Below are 18659 nucleotides of genomic sequence, written 5' to 3'. Positions count from 1 at the left end.
AACACCTTGCTAAAAAATTGTAAAATATTTTACTTGTACATACTTGTATATACAAGATGTTATCGCTACAGTGTGCGTCACTTTGGCACCCGTGGAACGAAAAAACCGATGCAACCCAGATACATGGCCATCAAGTCAGCGATACTGGAAAACATTGAAAGCGGAGCACTGGCCCCCGGCGATCAGGTTGAGTCTGAAAACCAGCTTGCAGAACAGTTTTCGGTCAGCCGTATGACGGCCCGTCGGGCGCTCACTGAACTGGTAGACGAGGGCATTCTTGCCCGCTCTCAGGGGTTAGGTACCTTTGTTTCAGACAGCCGCCCAATGAGTTCCATGCTGGCAATTGTGGGGATCCAGGAAGAAATCCGTGCCCGGGGGCATCGGTATGACTGTGTCCGGGTTTACCAGCAGTGTGTGGTGGCAAGTGACAAACACAGCCGCTGGCTCGGAGTTGAGACAGGCACTCAGCTTTTTCATACCAGCATAGTGCATCGGGAGAACGGCGTACCCGTGCAACTGGAAGATCGTCTGGTCAACCCACAGTGGGCACCCGAGTATCTGCAGCAGGATTTTTCCGTTACCACTGCCAATGAGTATCTGAGTATTGTGGCACCGCTCACCGAGGCGGACCACACCATTGAAGCCGTACTTCCAAGCCCGGAAGTGGCCGAATTGCTCGACATTCCGGCAACTCAACCTTGTCTGCAAATTCACCGCAGAACCTTTTCCGCACGAGGGATCGTCAGCGTCGCATCGCTGACCCATCCCGGTAATCGTTATCGTATTGGCGGCCACTTAAATTTTAGTTCCGGCCGTAAGGAGTAACCCATGAATCGACAGGATCCCAACCGTGTGATCCGTGCCCCTCGTGGCACTGAACTCAATGCCAAAAGCTGGCTGACCGAAGCGCCTTTGCGCATGCTGATGAACAACCTGGACCCGGAAGTGGCCGAGCACCCCCAGTCGCTGGTGGTCTATGGTGGTATTGGCCGTGCCGCCCGGGACTGGCCGGCGTATGACAAAATTGTCGAAGTGCTCAAGCGCCTCAACGACGATGAAACCCTGCTGGTTCAGTCGGGTAAACCGGTTGGGGTGTTTCCGACCCACAAAAATGCGCCGCGGGTTCTGATTGCCAACTCCAATCTGGTACCGCACTGGGCCAACTGGGAACACTTTAATGAACTGGATCGAAAAGGCCTGATGATGTATGGCCAGATGACAGCCGGTTCTTGGATTTACATTGGTTCACAGGGCATTGTGCAGGGCACCTATGAGACTTTTGTCAGTGTGGCGAAAACCCACTTCAACGGTGATGCCAGTGGTCGCTGGGTCCTGACCGGAGGCCTGGGTGGTATGGGCGGTGCCCAACCGCTAGCCGCGACTATGGCTGGCTTCTCAATGATTGCGGTGGAAGTGGATGAAACCCGCATCGATTTTCGCTTGAAGACCGGTTATGTGGACAAGAAAGCCATGTCACTGGATGAAGCTCTGGCGATGATTGATGACGCCAAGGCTAACGGTCAGGCCGTTTCTGTTGGTTTGCTGGGCAACGCTGCAGACATATTCCCGCAATTGCTGGAGCGTGGCGTTATCCCGGATGTGGTGACCGACCAGACCAGCGCCCATGATCCGCTCAATGGCTACCTGCCTAAAGGCTGGACCATGGCGCAGGCCGCCGAGCGCCGACTGAGTGACGAAGCCGCGGTGGTAAAAGCCGCCAAGCAGTCGATGGCGATTCAGGTTCAGGCCATGCTGGGCTTGCAGGCAAAGGGTGCTGCTACACTGGATTACGGAAACAACATTCGCCAGATGGCACTGGAAGAAGGGGTGACTAACGCCTTTGACTTCCCAGGCTTTGTACCTGCGTACATTCGGCCGCTGTTCTGCCAAGGCATTGGCCCGTTCCGCTGGGCGGCGTTGTCTGGTGACCCGGAAGACATCTACAAGACCGACGCCAAAGTCAAAGAACTGATCCCCGACAACCGGCATCTGCACAACTGGCTGGATATGGCACGGGAGCGCATTCAGTTTCAGGGCTTACCGGCACGGATCTGCTGGGTTGGTCTGGGCGAGCGTCAAAAGCTGGGGCTGGCTTTCAACGAAATGGTGCGCAGCGGTGAGCTGTCGGCACCGGTTGTCATCGGTCGCGATCATCTGGATTCCGGTTCGGTGGCATCACCAAACCGTGAAACCGAAGCCATGCAGGACGGTTCTGACGCTGTTTCCGACTGGCCATTACTGAACGCAATGTTGAATACTGCGGGCGGGGCAACCTGGGTGAGCCTGCATCACGGTGGTGGTGTGGGCATGGGATTCAGCCAGCACTCCGGTGTGGTGATTGTGTGTGACGGCACTGACGAGGCGGCCGAGCGCATTGCCCGCGTGCTGCACAACGACCCGGCTACTGGCGTAATGCGCCATGCCGATGCCGGATACGACATAGCCAGGGAATGTGCCCGTAAGCACAATCTGGATTTGCCCATGCTGGATCAGGAGTAATCAAGATGACACAAACATTTATCCTGCGTCCTGGCCAACTCAGCCTGGACGATTGCCGCGCCTGTTTCCGCAAGCACACGCCAATTGTACTGGACGAATCCGCTTATGCTGGCATCGATGCGGCAGAACAAACCGTGCGTGATGTGCTTAAAGAAGGGCGCACCGTATACGGCATCAACACCGGCTTTGGGCTGCTGGCCAACACCCGCATTGCGGAAGACGAACTGGAACTGTTGCAGCGCAGTATTGTGTTGTCCCATGCCGCCGGTATTGGCGAATGCATGCAGGAGTCCACCGTTCGCCTGTTGATGCTGCTGAAAATTAACTCGTTGGCCCGGGGTTTTTCTGGCATTCGCCGGCAAGTAATTGAAGCCCTGATTACCCTGTTCAACCATCAGGTGTGGCCGGCGGTTCCGCAAAAAGGTTCAGTAGGAGCTTCTGGTGACCTGGCACCACTGGCGCACATGAGTGCGGTGTTGCTGGGTGAGGGTGAAGTGCTGATTGATGGTAAAAAGCTGCCGGCCAGCGAAGGCCTGATAAGAGCCGGGCTGGAGCCCATCGCTCTGGCGCCCAAAGAAGGCCTGGCTTTGCTGAACGGTACCCAGGCGTCCACCGCATTTGCGCTTGAAGGCCTGTTCTATGCAGAAAATGCCTTGCTAAGTGGTATCGCCATCGGCTCATTGTCGGTAGAAGCGGCATTGGGTTCTCGGGTGCCATTTGATGATCGTATCCATGCGGTGCGTGGACATCAGACCCAGCGCGATGTGGCTACAGCCTACCGTACTCTGCTGGATACTTCCGCTATCGGAGAGTCTCACGAGGGCTGTGCAAAGGTGCAGGATCCTTACTCGCTGCGCTGCCAGCCCCAGGTGATGGGGGCGTGTCTGCAGCAAATCCGCTTCGCTGCGCAAACCCTGGTAACTGAAGCCAATGGTGTATCCGACAACCCGTTGGTTTTTGCCGACAGCCAGGACATTCTTTCAGGTGGCAACTTCCACGCCGAAACCGTGGCCATGGCGGCAGATATGCTGGCTATTGCGCTGTCTGAAATCGGTTCTTTGTCCGAGCGCCGTATGGCTCTGCTGATCGATTCCAACCTGAGTGGCCTGCCACCGTTCCTGGTTGAAAACGGCGGGGTTAATTCAGGCTTTATGATTGCCCAAGTCACGTCTGCGGCGCTGGCGAGTGAAAACAAAACCCTGGCCCATCCGGCCAGCATTGATTCATTGCCGACGTCGGCCAACCAGGAAGATCACGTGTCGATGGCTACCTTCGCCGGGCGCAGGCTCAAAGACATCTTTGAAAACGTTGCCGGGATCCTTGCTATCGAATGGCTGGCTGCGAGCCAGGGCCTGGATTTCCGTGCGCCGCTGAAAACTAGTGCAGCGCTGGAAAAAGTGCATGCGTTGCTGCGAGGTGCGGTACCGTTTTACGACAAGGACCGTTACTTTGCACCGGATATTGAAAATGCCTGCCGTTTGATCACCAGTCACCAGCTGGCCGATTTGGCCCAAATGCTGATTGATGAGCCAATGGTAGAGGTTTGAAACCGAACCAAGAATGAGTGCCGCAGAAGTGAATAATGCGGAAATTTGAATGGCGGCGGCCCGGATCCCGAGGCCGCTTTTTTTGTGGGCCCTAGCAATGCGGGTTGTAATCTAAGATTTCGCTGGTATAAAGTACCGCCGTCAATCCTATCTAACCTCGATCAAAACGCCAAGCCTATGTCTAAGTTGCAACCGGTCAGCATTGGGCTGATCAATCCAAAGTCCGCCGTCAATGTGGCTTCTGTCTTACGGGCGGCCGGCTGTTATGGCGTCAGCAGCGTGTTCTATACCGGCCAGCGCTACCGTTACGCCAAAGCGTTCAACGCCGATACCAAGGCGATGCACAAAATCATTCCTACGGTAGGCGTGGATGACCTGCAAGCCGTTAAGCCAGCAGGTGCAAGGGTTGTGGCGGTGGAACTGATAGAAGGCGCGATCCCGCTGCCGGCTTATCAGCATCATGACAACAGCTTCTATGTATTTGGCCCCGAAGACGGCAGCATTGGTAAGGATGCACTGCAGTGGGTTGACGATGTGGTTTACATACCCACCCGTGGCTGCATGAATCTGGCTGCAACCGTCAATGTGGTTCTTTATGACCGGCTGGCCAAAAGCGATTATGTCGCATCAGACGCACTCATCCGGGGATCCCGCGATAACAATAACCAGGTTAGTTTATCTACACTGACGCATAATTGAGCACTGGCTCAATTATGGTGGTATAGCACCATGTACCATTGTATGAATGAAAACATTGACTTAGCCGTTCCCGCTTAAATTTAACCCGATCCCGGTTTACATTTTGTTCAATTTCAGGCATCTTACGCGCCCTTGGCGATCCGCTTCCGATCCTTCAGGCTCGCCACAATTCTAAATGTCGCAATGCTTCGCGCAGTCGTTATGGTGGTAAGTAGTTTTCGGGAGTCTGAGTGAGACGACGTATTGGCAAATTGCTAAAAAAGGCACGCTACCTGCCTGGTGTCGGCCGAATTATGCGACCGGTTATCAACCACCGTATCAGTAAAACCGTTGACGAAGTCACCGATCATTTTTTTAGCCATTTTTCTTTAGTGGTTGCTACCAGTGAACAGCAACGCCAGGTTTGTTATCAGACCCGACACAAAGTCTACTGCGAGGAAATGCAGTTCGAACCCTGTTGTGCAGACAGGATAGAGCAGGACGACTTTGATGCCTACGCGATCAGCTGTTATATCACTCACAAGGCCACGGGGGATTGTGCTGGCACCATACGCCTGGTAATACCGCAAACTTCGGAGCAGGTACTTCCGCTGGAACAGGTCTGGTCTGAGGCGGGCCATGCGTCTTTGTCTTTGTCCTCCAGTGTCGGGCCTTACTGTGAATTGTCCCGACTTGCCATTCCAAGGCGCTTTCGCCGACGCCAATCGGATTGCCAGTTTTCTGCGGTAGCCGGTAAAGGCGATGAAGCAACGTTCAAAACCCTTGAGCCTGGCCGACATTTTCCATACCTTTCAGTGGCGCTCTACTTCCTGGCGGCGTGCCTGTGCATGCAAAAAGGAATTGAGCAGGTTTACGTAATGATGGAACCAAAACTCGCGCGTCGACTGAAAATGCTGGGAGTTAATTTTGTCCAGATTGGCAAACCCATACAATATCGTGGTATCCGCGCACCCTACATGTTGTCAGTGGATGAGTTTCAGGCACAGATACCGGTATCCCTGCAGCGCTTTCAACAGCGCATTATGGATTACCTGCAAGCCACATACGAACCCGCTCTCGTTGACGCCTTGCCCAGGCTTGCCAGTTCGTTTAAGTCACAAAATGCAGCCTGACATCCCGCTCGGGTAAAAATCGTTCAACGAGCCAGTTAATTGCATTGAATACGAATGGAATGCCGTTAACATTCTTTTAAACTCGTGCGCACAGGCGGTATTCTATAATCACCGAAAACCTGCAATGTCACACAAGTTTACTAATATGGCTTCATCATTTATCCCACAAGGCGCTTCTTTTGCTTTTACGGCTGCGCTGGTATCCACACTGATTGCCTGTTCGCCTACATCAAAGCAAGGTAGCGTTATGACTCCTGAATCCATCGAATCGCCCGGCAGCATGTCGTATTTGTCTGAGGAGCGCGCCAAACCGGTGGTGTACCAGGTGTTCACCCGGTTATTTGGCAATACCAATGACACCAATCAGCCCTGGGGAACCTTAGAACAGAATGGTGTGGGGAAATTCAGTGATTTTACCGATACGGCGCTGGCCGGTATTCGTGAGCTTGGGGTTTCTCACATATGGTACACAGGCGTGCCGCATCATGCGGTCGTTACCGATTACACTGCTTACGGCATATCCAATGATGATCCGGATGTGGTCAAAGGGCGGGCGGGTTCTCCCTATGCGGTAAAGGATTATTACAATGTGAACCCGGATTTGGCTGATGATCCCAGCCAGCGTTTGCAGGAATTTGAAGCCTTGATTGATCGCACCCACCGCAATGGCATGAAAGTGATCATTGATATCGTACCGAATCATGTTGCGAGGCGCTATGAGTCGCTAACGCTACCGGCGGGAGAAGAAAATTTCGGCGCATCCGATGACACCTCGGTGGCTTACGCAAGAGACAATAACTTCTACTATGTGGTGGGTGAATCCTTTCAGGTGCCAGAGGCCGCTAACGGTTACCGGCCATTGGGAGGAGAGCCGCATCCGCTAGCGGATGGTCAGTTCGAAGAAATCCCGGCCAAGTGGACAGGTAACGGTGCCAGGGCAGCACGCCCCGACGCTAATGACTGGTACGAAACGGTTAAAATCAATTATGGCGTGAGGCCGGACGGAAGCTACGATTTTGACCGCTTGCCGCATTCCTACCGCTTTGAACCTTATCAAAAGCACGCCGTGTTCTGGGCTGACAAAACGGTACCAGACTCGTGGAAAAAGTTTCGCGCCATTACCCAGTACTGGCTGGCGAAGGGGGTTGATGGTTTTCGTTATGACATGGCCGAGATGGTTCCGGTGGAGTTCTGGTCATACTTAAACTCTGCCATAAAAATGACCAACCCTGACGCTTTCCTGTTGGCAGAGGTCTATCAGCCGGATTTATACCGGGATTACCTGTTACTGGGTAAAATGGACTATCTGTACGACAAGGTGGAATTTTACGACAATCTGAAATGGGTGATGCAGGGAACGGGTGACGCGGCAGCGCTGGCAGAGACTCAGCAGCGTATGCAGGACATTGAACCCCATATGCTGCATTTTCTCGAGAACCACGATGAACAGCGTATTGCCAGCCCGGAATTTGCTGGTAATGCTGATAAAGGCCGCCCTGCAATGGTGGTTTCGGCCCTGATCAGCCGTTCTCCAACCATGGTCTATTTCGGTCAGGAAGTGGGTGAGGATGGCAGCGAAGAGACAGGCTTTGGTGATCCGTCCCGCACCACCATTTTTGATTATGCCGGCGTTCCTGCGCACCAGCGCTGGATGAATGGCGGTAAGTTTGATGGCGGCATGCTCAGTGAAAGTGAAAAATCCTTGCGTGAGTTTTACCGTCAGGTGCTGAATATTTCTGCATTCCATCCTGCAATGAAGGGTGAATACCAAAGTTTGCACCAGGCCAGTCTGGAACTCGACGGAAACTACAGTAAACAGCAGTTCGCGTTTGTGCGCTGGCATAACGATCGTCGCCTGCTGGTTGTCAGTCATTTTGGTGAACAGGCGGTTAACAACGTTAAGGTTGCCATTCCCGGTGCGTTGATACAGCAATGGCAACCTGAGGGAGCGCTAACGCTTTGGGATCTTTTGGAAGACGAGCCTCAGCCGATCAAGTTGGAAGCGGGTGAAAATACCCTGAGCATAGATTTTGCGCCACTGGAATCGAAAGTGTATGAAATCCGTTAACACCAAACTGCAGTTTATGGCCCGCTTGCGGTTGGTTTTTGGGTCAGTCGGACTGCTTTTTTCTCTGGTTGGGTGCCAGCCTGACACGCAGGAGCCCAAAGCGGTAGACAAGGAGGCTTCTTCGGATCAGGAAGTTAAGGCTGTTGAGTCCACCAAAGCGCCCAACGTACAGGTATTGGCTGAACGGTTTGTGTTTGGCGGTCAGCATCGAAGGGTGTGGGTTTACCTGCCGCCAGATTACGAAGTGAGCGGTCAGCGCTATTCGGTTCTGTACCTGCAGGACGGGCAAAACCTGTTTGATGCTGCGACCAGTTTTGCCGGTGAATGGGAGGTGGATGAAACCCTCAACCGCCTGGCAGCACGTGGAGCCAAAGTTCCGATAGTGGTTGGCATAGACCATGGCGGAGACTCCCGTACCAACGAGTTGAGCCCCTGGACCAACCAACAATACGGCCCAGCCAGAGGCGAAGCCTACCTGAATTTCATTATTGATGATGTCAAACCTTACATCGACACACATTTTCGCACTTTACCGGATGTGGCCAATACCGCGATTGGCGGCAGTTCCATGGGAGGCTTGCTTAGTCACTACGGGATTGTGGCGCGCCCTGATGTGTTTTCCAAAGCGCTGATATTTTCGCCGTCTTTCTGGTACAGCAGTGAAGTGTATGTATTTACCGAGGCGAATCCATTACCCGCTGCGCATCGTCTCTATTATGCCGTAGGTGAAGGGGAAGACCGGGGAATGGTCAATGGAGTTGCCAATATGGCGTTGTTATTGCGTGCTCAGCAACATCCGGAGGCACACTTGAAAGAAGTGGCAGTAGAGGGTGCTCAGCATAATGAAGCTTTTTGGCGTTCGCAGTTAAATGAAGCGCTGATCTGGCTCGAAATGGTGGAAGAAAACAATGAGTAACGCAATTTTTAATGGCGCCAGGATATTATTGTGGTTGCTGCTTCCGCTCAGTGTGGCAGCGCAGGGGGCATCCCTGTCCGAATATCAGGCCTATGACAAAGGGGTAGTGTTTACGCTGGACAACCAGGTTCAGGTTTATGTATCCCCACAGGGTGAGGGCACCGTTGAAGTGCACTATCAGCTTGCCGGGCAGCCCGAGTTTCCGGGCCAGGCATTGTCGGAACGACCGGCTCAGCGCTTTGAATTACTGACCGAAAAAACCGACAGCATTCAGCTCGATGGCGCAGGGATCCGGGTCATTGCAGCCAAATCCCCGTTTCGGTTGAGCTTCCTGTCGGGTGATGAAGTCAAAGTGGCCGAAGCCGGGGGCTTTTATCATTTTGATGACAAACTTGGGTTTCGCTTTGCACTCAAGCCGGGCGAAAAACTGATGGGGGGTGGCGAACGTGTGCTCGGTATGGACCGGCGTGGCCACAGAATGCCACTTTATAACCGTGCCCACTATGGTTACACAACTCAATCCGAACAGATGTATTACAGTTTGCCTGCGGTGATGTCGTCAGATAACTACGCCCTGGTATTTGATAACACCGCTCGCGGGTTTCTTGATATCGGCCATACCGAGTCTGATGTGCTGCAATTTGAAGCCGTGGGCGGCCGCAGTGCTTACATCGTTACTGTAGGCAATTCTCTGGCCGAGGTCAGTCAGCGTCTGGTGGCCGTTACCGGGCGCCAGCCACTGCCGCCCCGATGGGCGCTGGGGAACTTTGCCTCCCGGTTTGGTTATCGAAGCCAGAACCAAACAGAGGAGGTCGTTGAGATGTTTAACCAGCAGGATATACCACTGGATGCGGTGGTGCTCGACCTGTACTGGTTTGGCCCGGAAGTAAAAGGGCACATGGGGAATCTCAATTGGGACAAACAGGCCTTCCCTGAGCCGGAATCCATGATCAAGGGGTTTCAGGAACAGGGCGTTCAAACGGTGCTGATTACCGAGCCATTTATCCTGACCACATCGTCACAATTTGAATCTGCTGCTAACAGCAACGCGCTGGCATTGGGGCAGGACGGGAAGCCGAAAACCTTTGAATTTTTCTTTGGTAATACGGGCCTGGTTGATGTTTTCAGTGAACCGGCCAGAGACTGGTTCTGGCAATATTACCAGCGTCTGGGTAACCAGGGTGTGGCTGGCTGGTGGGGAGATTTGGGTGAGCCGGAAGTGCACCCGGCCGAAACTCTTCATAGCTGGCAGGGCCAGCAGGTCAGTGCTGACATGGTGCATAACGCATTCGGTCATCAGTGGGCTAAAATGCTGTATTCCAGAACTTTAAAGCAGTGGCCCAAGCGGCGCCCTCTGGTGTTGATGCGCTCAGGCTTTATAGGCTCCCAGCGCTACGGCATGATCCCCTGGACGGGTGATGTCAGCCGAAGCTGGGGAGGCCTTAAACCGCAAATTGAACTCAGCCTGCAGATGGGTATGTTTGGGCTGGCGTATACCCATAGCGATCTGGGTGGTTTTGCCGGTGGCGAGCAGTTTGACCCGGAACTGTATTTGCGCTGGTTGCAATTAGGGGTGTTCCAACCGGTATTTCGCCCACACGCCCAGGAGGACATTGCTCCCGAACCGGTGTTTCACAGCGAGGATGTCATCAGGCAGGCAAGGGACCTGATCCGGCTGCGTTACCAGTTGTTGCCGTATAACTATTCACTGGTGTATGAAAACAGCCTGTTTGGGCGGCCTCTGATGCGCCCGCTAGCCTACCATTATGATCCCAAAATCTGGTTTGAAGAGAAAGATCAGTTCCTGTGGGGGGAATCCCTTTTGGTCAGCCCGGTTACAGAGCCGGGTGTTGAGCAATGGCCGATGGATTTGCCTGAAGGCCACTGGTATAACTATTTTACTGATAGGATGCACGCGGGCGGGCAAATCGTCGAACTGCCGGTAGATCAGGAGCGTTTTGGGCTGATGGTTAAAGCCGGTGCGATCCTCCCCTTGATAGATGCAGTCAATAGGACGTCAAAGGCAGATTTTAGCAGGCTTAATGTTCACCACTGGTATGATCCCGAAGGTCAAAGCAGTCAGTTTCGTTATTTTGAGGACGACGGAAAGAATCCTAAAGCCATCGAGAAGGAACAGTTCGCGGTGCTGAATTTCAATGCAGGATACGCGGAGAAACTATTGCGTTTGGGTGTGATGCCTGAAGGTGGTTACAAGGGGATGCCCACAAAGCGCACCATCAACTGGCAGATTCACGGATTACCCGCTACTCCAAAGCGAATACAGTTAGGTGCAGCGGTGATTGCACAGGAACAGTTTGCCCAGCATTCGGTGTTGTGGGACGCCGATAATCGTTTGTTGTCGTTGAGCTTACCCGTGTCGTCTGATGGGGAGCATTCAGTAACATTATACTGGGATTAGAAAGGAAAGCCGGCCATGACCACATTGATCAGTTGGCAGTCGTTGCTTTGGTGTCTGGTGCCGGCGTTACTGGTAGCCGGCATCTTTGCCCGCTGGTGCCGGGATGACCTCACGGAGCTGCTGGTTGCTGTTGCAAGAATGGTGGTGCAGTTGTCGGCAATTGGGTTCGTATTGCTGTGGCTGTTCCAGAAACCGTCGGCCTGGATAAGCCTGGCGATTATGGCATTAATGATGACGCTGGCGGCGTGGATTGCCGTCAGGCCATTGCGAAGGCTGGAACAGTTTACATCGCAGTGTTTCAGCGGAGCATTGGTTGCACTAATGGTAAGCGTTGGCATTCATCTGGTGCTGACCCTTTGGCTGGTCCTGGATGTCCAGCCCTGGTATACCCCCAGCTTTATCATTCCGCTGGCCGGAATGTATTTTGCCAATACCATGAATACCATCAGCCTCTCTGCAGAACGATATTTTGCCGAAAGTACCAATTCCGTGCCATGGAAGGAGGCGCGTAAACGCGCGTTTCGTGCCTGCATGATTCCGCAAATCAATGGCCTGCTGGCGGTAGGTCTGGTTGCTTTGCCGGGTATGATGACCGGGCAGATTCTGGCCGGAGTTGAGCCACTGGTAGCGGTGCGTTATCAAATTATGATCATGGCTATGCTACTGGGGGCCACTGGCGTAGGAGCCGCTATTATGCTGTCCTGGCTGGGCTACGCGCAAAAAAACTGCGACTGATACGGTTACGCATAACCTAAAGGCCTGAATACGTATGCAGTTGGTTGGTCTGAAGCCAATAAAAAAGTTACTATCGGCTATTATCTTAACGTCCTGTTAACAGATTGCGCCAATGATTAGACTTTCAGCTGACACTGCCATCCTGCAACTATTGCGTGTTGCCATTCCAGCGGTGGTGTTGAGCCTTACTTTACTGTCAAACTCAAGTGCTTCCGAATCTGCCGTGTCGGTATCTTCGCCGGATGGGAAACTAGCCTTCAAACTGGAAGTGCTGGAGCAGGGGCTGTCGTATTCAGTTCGCCGCCATGAGCGCAATGTTATTGCACCGTCCCGCCTCGGGCTGAGGTTCCTTAGCCAAACCAGTTTTGCCGACGATTTGCAAATTGAAGCGGTAGAGCGAAATACCATGAACGAAGTGTGGGAGCAGCCCTGGGGTGAGCAGCGTCTGATTCGGGACCATCACAACGAGATTCTGGTTAAATTCTTACAGCGGGGTGTTACGGCACCCGTGGCGTTACGTGTTCGGGTTTTTAACGACGGAATTGGTTTTCGATATGAAGGCCAGGGCGATGCCAAAACGCCCTTGGTGATCATGGATGACCTTACCGAATTTCGTTTTGAACGGCCGGATTCAACCGAGGCTTGGTGGATACCGGCCAAGGGTTGGAACCGATACGAGTATGAGTACCGTCACACTGCATTGAACCAGTTGGACCGGGTTCATACGCCGGTGACCCTGAAACTGGATGATGGTACACATGTAGCAATTCATGAAGCGGCGCTGGTGGACTTTGCCTCAATGACCCTCGACCAGAGGCGGGACGGTGTGCTCAAGTCTGAGCTGGTGGAACGTGCTGATGGTGCCAGGGTTCGCACTCATGCTGCCTTTGTATCGCCGTGGCGAACACTTCAGATTGGAGGTGAGGCCACCGATCTGCTCAATTCCTATCTGATTCTTAATCTTAATGAACCCAATAAACTGGGTGATGTCAGCTGGGTTAAACCAGGCAAGTACATTGGCATCTGGTGGGGGATGCACCTGAATGTCCACACCTGGGGTACTGATGGCGAGCATGGTGCCACGACCGAAAGGACCAAGCAATATATGGATTTTGCCGCCCTGCATGGTTTCAATGGGGTGCTGGTAGAAGGCTGGAACATCGGTTGGGACGGCAGCTGGTTCCACAACGGTGACGTATTCAGCTTTACCGCAAGTTACCCCGATTTTGATATCAAAGCGGTGACCGATTACGGTGCGCAATTGGGGGTGGAACTGATTGGCCACCACGAAACCTCCGGCAGCATCACCAATTACGAGCGTCAGATGGAGGCGGCGTATCAGTTGTATGCGAAGCATGGTGTAACCCAGATTAAAACCGGCTATGTAGCCGATGGTGGTGACACCAAGTGGGTGGATGAAAACGGCAAAATCATTTACCAGTGGCATGACAGCCAGCCGATGGTGAACCATTATTTGCATAGCGTAAAAACCGCCGCAAAGCATAAAATCAGCATCAATACCCATGAGCCTGTCAAGGCCACTGGCCTGCGGCGCACCTACCCAAACTGGATCAGCCGTGAAGGGGCCCGGGGGCAGGAGTTTAATGCCTGGGGTTCACCGCCCAATTCTCCGGAACACACGGCAACGCTGCCTTTTACCCGACTGCTCGGTGGGCCTATGGACTTCACCCCTGGCATTGTCAATCTGGCCTTTGAAGGTCTGGATGCAGAAAACCGCGTACAAACCACGCTGGCAAAGCAGCTCGCATTGTATGTTGTGTTGTACAGCCCAATTCAGATGGCTGCAGATCTGCCGGAACATTATGAACAACAACCCGAAGCCCTGCGCTTTATTGAAGCGGTGCCAACCGATTGGGAACAGTCACTCGCACTTGCCGGTGAAGTGGGCGAGTTTGTGGTTACCGCCCGGCAGCAAAGGGGCAGCGAGGACTGGTTTGTTGGTGGCCTGACGAATTCCCAGGCGAGAAGTGTGCAAATAAGCCTGTCATTTCTTAAGCCGGGCTCCCGCTATCGGGCCACGCTCTGGCAGGACGGCAGTGAAGCTGACTGGCGTAAACGGCCTTATGATATGGAAGTGGTCGATCTCGAAGTGACCGCCGAATCCGCTGTTACACTGAACATGGCAACCAGCGGCGGCGTCGCCATAAAGTTGCAAAAGCTCGATTGATACGATTGCGGGCAACAAATTAAGTGCAAGTGGGCGCAGAGCCAGATCCAGTGACTGGCTGCTGTTAAGACAAGTGACACCTGAACGGCTTTTATAAGCACAATAACGAAGAGAAAATTATGCTATCAAAACAACCCAAACTCTCTTTCTGGCAAATCTGGAATGTCAGCTTTGGTTTCCTGGGAGTGCAGTTTGGATTTGCGCTGCAAAATGCGAACGTCAGCCGGATATTGTCCGATTTAGGGGCAGACCTGCACTCGTTGTCACTGTTTTGGCTGGTGGCGCCCATTATGGGCCTGATTGTGCAGCCCATAGTGGGCTCTGCATCTGACCGTACCTGGAACCGCTTGGGCCGCCGACGCCCGTTTATTCTGGCCGGCGCCATTGCTGCAGCGTTGGGCATGCTGTTAATGCCAAATGCGCCTTTGTTTGTGGCGATCATGGCGCCTATGCTGTTTGGTGCGCTGATGCTGGCGTTAATGGATGCCTCGTTCAATGTCTGTTTTCAGCCTTTCCGCTCACTGGTATCCGATATGGTTCCGCCACAGCAGCGCAATATTGGCTACTCAGTGCAGTCACTGCTGATTAATCTAGGAGCGGTAATTGGCTCGATTCTGCCCTTTGTACTTACCAACGTTGTCGGCCTTGAAAACACAGCCCGGTTGGGTGAAGTAGCGCCTTCTGTAACCTGGGCCTTTTATCTTGGTGCGACTGTGTTGCTTGGGTCGGTTATCTGGACCGTAGTGCGCACCAAAGAATATGCGCCAGACGAATATTACCGCTTCAAAGGCATGGATCCTGAGCAAGTGCTGGAAGAGTCCAGCCAAAAACTCACGCTTGGGCAACGTCTTTTGGGCTTTGGGCAGTTGGTGAAAGACATGCCTGTAACCATGAAACAACTGGCTTTGGTGCAGTTTTTCTCCTGGTTTGCTCTGTTCATCATGTGGGTGTACACCACGCCAGCGATAACCCAGCACATCTGGAATGTAGCGCCACAATGGTTCGACCCTGAATACATCGCTAGCGTAGGTGAAGTGCCGCAACACGTTATTCAGGCAAAAGGCGCTGCGGGAGACTGGGTGGGCATACTGTTCGCTGCATATTCAGTGTTTGCTGCACTGTTTTCTGTGGTGTTGGCAAAACTGGCAGACTCGTTAGGGCGGAAAACCGTTTATGCCAGTGCGCTGGCACTGGGTGGGTTGAGTTACATCAGCTTTTTGTATTTCCAGGATTTGACACTGGTGAACGTAAATCTGTTCATCACTGAGGTAACGGTTCCGGCTGGCGCGGTCAATTTGCTGTTTCCAATGATTGGTGTCGGTATTGCCTGGGCGGCCATTCTGGCTATGCCCTACGCGATGCTGGCAGGGGCTTTGCCGGCCAATAAAACCGGTGTGTACATGGGGATTTTCAATTTTACCGTAGCGGCGCCGCAAATTGTTTCGGGCCTGCTTTCTGGGCTGATTCTTAAGGTGGCCTTTGATAACGAAGCCAAATACATCATTGTGCTGGCAGGTGTTTCCATGCTGCTTGGTGCAGTATCGGTGTTTTTTGTCAGGGAACCGGAATCGATGATGACGCCGGTAGCTGAAGGAGAAAAATAATGAATAGAGCAAAAATAAGCTTATTGGCCGCCGCTGTTGCAGCCGTCACCGGGTGTGCGTCTAAGGCGCCACAGCAAACAGTGTCCGATCAGTTCTATGGCACCCAGGAACCCTTTGCAGCCGAAGCCATCTACTTTGTAATGACTGACCGGTTTGTGGATGGTGACCCCCAGAACAACTACCCGGAGCAGGGGGGCGATCACCCTACCTGGGAATTACGCCTGAACGGGCCTGACGGAAAGTATGCCAACGTGGGTTATATGGGTGGTGACCTCAAGGGCGTTCTGAAAAACGGTGAATACATTGCCGATATGGGCTTTACTGCCGTCTGGCTGACGCCGGTGGTGGACAATCCCGACCAGGCCTTTACCGGTGACGAGCAAATAACTTACGGCGGCAAATTCAAGGACGGTGGTAAAACCGGTTATCATGGTTACTGGGCAACCAATTTTTACCGTGCTGACGAACACCTGATCAGCGAAGATTTGAGTTTTAGCGATTACACCCAGGCGATGAAGTCAAACTATGGTCTGAAAACCGTATTCGACATTGTCGCCAACCACGGTTCCCCATCCTGGACCATGCCAGTGGACCAGCCTGGTTACGGAGAATTGTATGATGCCGAGGGTAATCTGGTGGCAGATCACCTGAATTTGCCTCCAGAGGAACTGGATACAACCCAACCGTTGCAGGCGTTCTACCATAATTTTCCCGATCTGGTAAAACTGTCTAACCTGAATGAAAGCAATCCCGCGGTTCAGGATTATCTGATTAACAGTTACCTGCATTGGATAGAGCAGGGTGCCGATGCGTTTCGTATCGATACCATTCGCCATGTGCCGCATTCTTTCTGGCGCGTAATGTCCGATCGCATCCGCGCTGAGCACCCGGGCTTTTATATGTTTGGTGAAAGTTTTCAGTACGATGCCAACTTCATCGCTCAGCACACGCTGCCTAAAAATGGTGGCATCAGTGTTCTGGACTTCCCGATGCAAAAGGCTATGGTTTCGGTTTTTGAGAACCCTGAAAGCGATTACGCCGAGTTAGAACCAGTGCTGTTTCTGACTCATGGGCCGTATAACAATCCATATGATCTGACTACCTTCTACGACAACCATGATATGGCCCGAATGAATGCTTCAGATACGGGTTTCATTGATGCACATAACTGGCTCTTTACTGCCCGTGGGATACCTGTGGTGTATCAGGGTTCAGAAATTGGCTTTATGCGAGGAACAGAAGAGCATCAGGGCAATCGCAATTACCTCGGCCAGGAAAACATTGAGCTGGCGAAACAACATCCTATCCGGGCTGCGCTGAAACAGATTGCCCAGGTCAGAAAAGTAACTCCGGCCTTGCAGCGGGGCTTGCAGCTGAACCTTGAACTGTCCGGCAATACCGCCAGTTTCTACCGGATTGTGCAGGACGGCGACGCAGCCCAGACGGCGCTGGTTCTGCTCAACAAAGGGGAGGAAGCAGAAAGCTTTTCCGTAAGTCAGTATATTCAGGCGGGTACCTGGCGCGAACAATTGTCGGGTGAAGCGCAGACACTTGAGCCTGGTCAGGCCCTCAATGCTGTTGTCACTGCGCATGGTGTTGAGGTTTGGGTGCGTGAAGGCAGGGTTGACGATCCGCTGCTGGCAGACGCACTGCGCAGCCAGATGGCCGCACAGTAACCGTTGTTTTACTTACTGCCGCAGGACTGACGCACAATCAGTTCTGCCGGCATCAGGTAGTCTTCAACGGGTTCCTTGTTGATGGCTTTGATCAGCGTAGTTACCAGCAGTTCACCGGCACGTTTGGTATTCTGCCGCACGGTGGTCAGGGCCGGTGTTGCAAATGCCGAAACGGGAATGTTGTCGTATCCGACTACCGCGACATCCTCCGGTACCCGAAACGAGGTTTGCCGCAAGGCTTTCAGAACACCCAGTGCAATCAAATCTGAGGCACACACAATCACATCGGGCAGGTTGTCCTCGTTGAGCAGCAATTGCGACGCTTCGTAACCTGCGTCCTCAGTAGAAATGGCGTTAAACTGGCGATGGTTTGCACACAGCAGACCATGCTTTTTCAGTGCATCCTGATACCCCATAAAGCGGGCCTGGAATTCCGGTGCATGGCTTTGCGCATCCCCAATGAAGGCAAAGGTTTTATGGCCAAGGCCAATCAGGTGTTCGGTTACGTCCCGGCCACCCTGATAATTGTCACAGCCAATGCTCACACCAGGATGATTTTCATCGTGGGCACCCCAGCGCACGAAATGGGTGCCCTGTTCCTCGAGCTGGGCAAGCTTGGTACGGTAGGCCGTATAGTCTCCGTACCCCAGCAAAATGATCCCATCGGCCTTGTTGGAATCTTCAAATTCTGCATGCCAGTCGTCGTCCAGGTTCTGGAATGACACCAGCAAGTCATAGCCTGCGGTTGCACAGGCCCGGGTAATGCTGCCAAGCATGGACAGAAAGAACGGGTTTATCATGGAATCGTCAGAGGTGGGGTCCTCAAACAACAACAGTGCGATGGTGTTACTTTTCTGTTTTCTCAGGTTGCTGGCGTTTTTGTCGACTTTGTAGTTGAGATCACGGGCTATCTGCTGGATCCGTTGACGGGTTTCCAGGTTTACCAGCGGGCTGTTATTCAACGCACGGGATACCGTAGACTGAGAAACACCGGCAATGTGGGCAATATCAAAGGAGGTTGCTTTTTCTTTCATGAACACCATTTCTGAACGGCTGACGGCATCAACGACAAAAAAGTATACACCAGAGCGGGTACGACCCAAGTATTTTTTGTTTACGCCAGCGTATTGATGTAATTTTCATCACTTAAGAATGCTCAGGCCAATAAAACACTAGAGCAGCCAAGGGGCAGTGGT

The 18659-nt window shown here is 52.9% G+C and carries 13 protein-coding genes; 12 read left to right on the top strand and 1 reads right to left on the bottom strand.

The window, feature by feature from the left end:
- The first annotated feature begins 108 nt into the window (after positions 1-108).
- From hutC to DXV75_RS08160, 12 genes are all read left to right on the top strand, one after another.
- Positions 109-825 (top strand): histidine utilization transcriptional repressor HutC, encoded by a 717-nt coding sequence (gene hutC / locus DXV75_RS08215; protein WP_115592924.1) that lies wholly within the window; start codon positions 109-111, stop codon positions 823-825.
- Positions 826-828: 3 nt separating this feature from the next.
- The gene (gene hutU, locus DXV75_RS08210) at positions 829-2499 is read left to right on the top strand and encodes a urocanate hydratase (protein WP_115592923.1); all 1671 of its coding nucleotides are present in this window, start codon (positions 829-831) and stop codon (positions 2497-2499) included.
- A 5-nt stretch (positions 2500-2504) separates the two neighbouring features.
- Positions 2505-4046, top strand: a complete 1542-nt coding sequence (gene hutH / locus DXV75_RS08205) for a histidine ammonia-lyase (RefSeq protein ID WP_115592922.1) — start codon at positions 2505-2507, stop codon at positions 4044-4046.
- A gap of 177 nt (positions 4047-4223) precedes the next feature.
- On the top strand, positions 4224-4745 hold the full coding sequence (locus DXV75_RS08200; protein ID WP_115592921.1) for an RNA methyltransferase: 522 nt from the start codon (positions 4224-4226) through the stop codon (positions 4743-4745).
- 230 nt (positions 4746-4975) lie between these two features.
- Entirely contained in the window at positions 4976-5857 is an 882-nt protein-coding gene (locus tag DXV75_RS08195; RefSeq protein ID WP_147291810.1) for a PEP-CTERM/exosortase system-associated acyltransferase, read from the top strand.
- A gap of 247 nt (positions 5858-6104) precedes the next feature.
- On the top strand, positions 6105-7925 hold the full coding sequence (locus tag DXV75_RS08190) for an alpha-amylase family protein (RefSeq protein ID WP_245953155.1): 1821 nt from the start codon (positions 6105-6107) through the stop codon (positions 7923-7925).
- Positions 7912-8841, top strand: a complete 930-nt coding sequence (locus DXV75_RS08185; protein WP_245953151.1) for an alpha/beta hydrolase — start codon at positions 7912-7914, stop codon at positions 8839-8841. Before DXV75_RS08190 ends, DXV75_RS08185 begins: the two co-directional genes overlap by 14 nt.
- A complete protein-coding gene (locus DXV75_RS08180; protein ID WP_115592919.1) occupies positions 8834-11260 on the top strand; it encodes a TIM-barrel domain-containing protein in 2427 nt (808 codons plus the stop codon). The genes DXV75_RS08185 and DXV75_RS08180 overlap by 8 nt, the downstream gene beginning before the upstream one ends.
- Before the next feature lie 15 nt (positions 11261-11275).
- Complete coding sequence (locus DXV75_RS08175) at positions 11276-11995, top strand: ABC transporter permease (protein ID WP_115592918.1); 720 nt, start codon at positions 11276-11278, stop codon at positions 11993-11995.
- Between the two features lie 112 nt (positions 11996-12107).
- Complete coding sequence (locus DXV75_RS08170; RefSeq protein ID WP_115592917.1) at positions 12108-14183, top strand: glycoside hydrolase family 97 protein; 2076 nt, start codon at positions 12108-12110, stop codon at positions 14181-14183.
- Positions 14184-14302: 119 nt separating this feature from the next.
- Entirely contained in the window at positions 14303-15787 is a 1485-nt protein-coding gene (locus tag DXV75_RS08165; protein ID WP_115592916.1) for an MFS transporter, read from the top strand.
- Positions 15787-17463 (top strand): alpha-amylase family glycosyl hydrolase, encoded by a 1677-nt coding sequence (locus DXV75_RS08160; protein WP_115592915.1) that lies wholly within the window; start codon positions 15787-15789, stop codon positions 17461-17463. Before DXV75_RS08165 ends, DXV75_RS08160 begins: the two co-directional genes overlap by 1 nt.
- Before the next feature lie 8 nt (positions 17464-17471).
- On the opposite strand, the gene DXV75_RS08155 is transcribed toward DXV75_RS08160, so the two are convergent.
- Complete coding sequence (locus DXV75_RS08155; protein ID WP_115593065.1) at positions 17472-18497, bottom strand: LacI family DNA-binding transcriptional regulator; 1026 nt, start codon at positions 18495-18497, stop codon at positions 17472-17474.
- Positions 18498-18659 lie beyond the last annotated feature (162 nt).

Origin of the sequence: Alteromonas aestuariivivens (assembly GCF_003367475.1) — a bacterium.
Classification (GTDB): Bacteria; Pseudomonadota; Gammaproteobacteria; order Enterobacterales; family Alteromonadaceae; genus Alteromonas; species Alteromonas aestuariivivens.
Note: the sequence above shows the minus strand (reverse complement) of the source record. Positions and strands in the feature narration are given on the sequence as shown.

Bases quoted from the DNA above. Each gene is read 5' to 3' on its own strand.
- DXV75_RS08155 (WP_115593065.1), bottom strand. From the start codon at position 18,497: ATGAAAGAAAAAGCAACCTCCTTTGATATTGCCCACATTGCCGGTGTT.
- DXV75_RS08200 (WP_115592921.1), top strand. From the start codon at position 4,224: ATGTCTAAGTTGCAACCGGTCAGCATTGGGCTGATCAATCCAAAGTCC.
- hutC (WP_115592924.1), top strand. From the start codon at position 109: ATGCAACCCAGATACATGGCCATCAAGTCAGCGATACTGGAAAACATT.
- DXV75_RS08180 (WP_115592919.1), top strand. From the start codon at position 8,834: ATGAGTAACGCAATTTTTAATGGCGCCAGGATATTATTGTGGTTGCTG.
- DXV75_RS08170 (WP_115592917.1), top strand. From the start codon at position 12,108: ATGATTAGACTTTCAGCTGACACTGCCATCCTGCAACTATTGCGTGTT.
- DXV75_RS08165 (WP_115592916.1), top strand. From the start codon at position 14,303: ATGCTATCAAAACAACCCAAACTCTCTTTCTGGCAAATCTGGAATGTC.
- hutH (WP_115592922.1), top strand. From the start codon at position 2,505: ATGACACAAACATTTATCCTGCGTCCTGGCCAACTCAGCCTGGACGAT.
- hutU (WP_115592923.1), top strand. From the start codon at position 829: ATGAATCGACAGGATCCCAACCGTGTGATCCGTGCCCCTCGTGGCACT.
- DXV75_RS08185 (WP_245953151.1), top strand. From the start codon at position 7,912: ATGAAATCCGTTAACACCAAACTGCAGTTTATGGCCCGCTTGCGGTTG.
- DXV75_RS08175 (WP_115592918.1), top strand. From the start codon at position 11,276: ATGACCACATTGATCAGTTGGCAGTCGTTGCTTTGGTGTCTGGTGCCG.
- DXV75_RS08160 (WP_115592915.1), top strand. From the start codon at position 15,787: ATGAATAGAGCAAAAATAAGCTTATTGGCCGCCGCTGTTGCAGCCGTC.
- DXV75_RS08190 (WP_245953155.1), top strand. From the start codon at position 6,105: ATGACTCCTGAATCCATCGAATCGCCCGGCAGCATGTCGTATTTGTCT.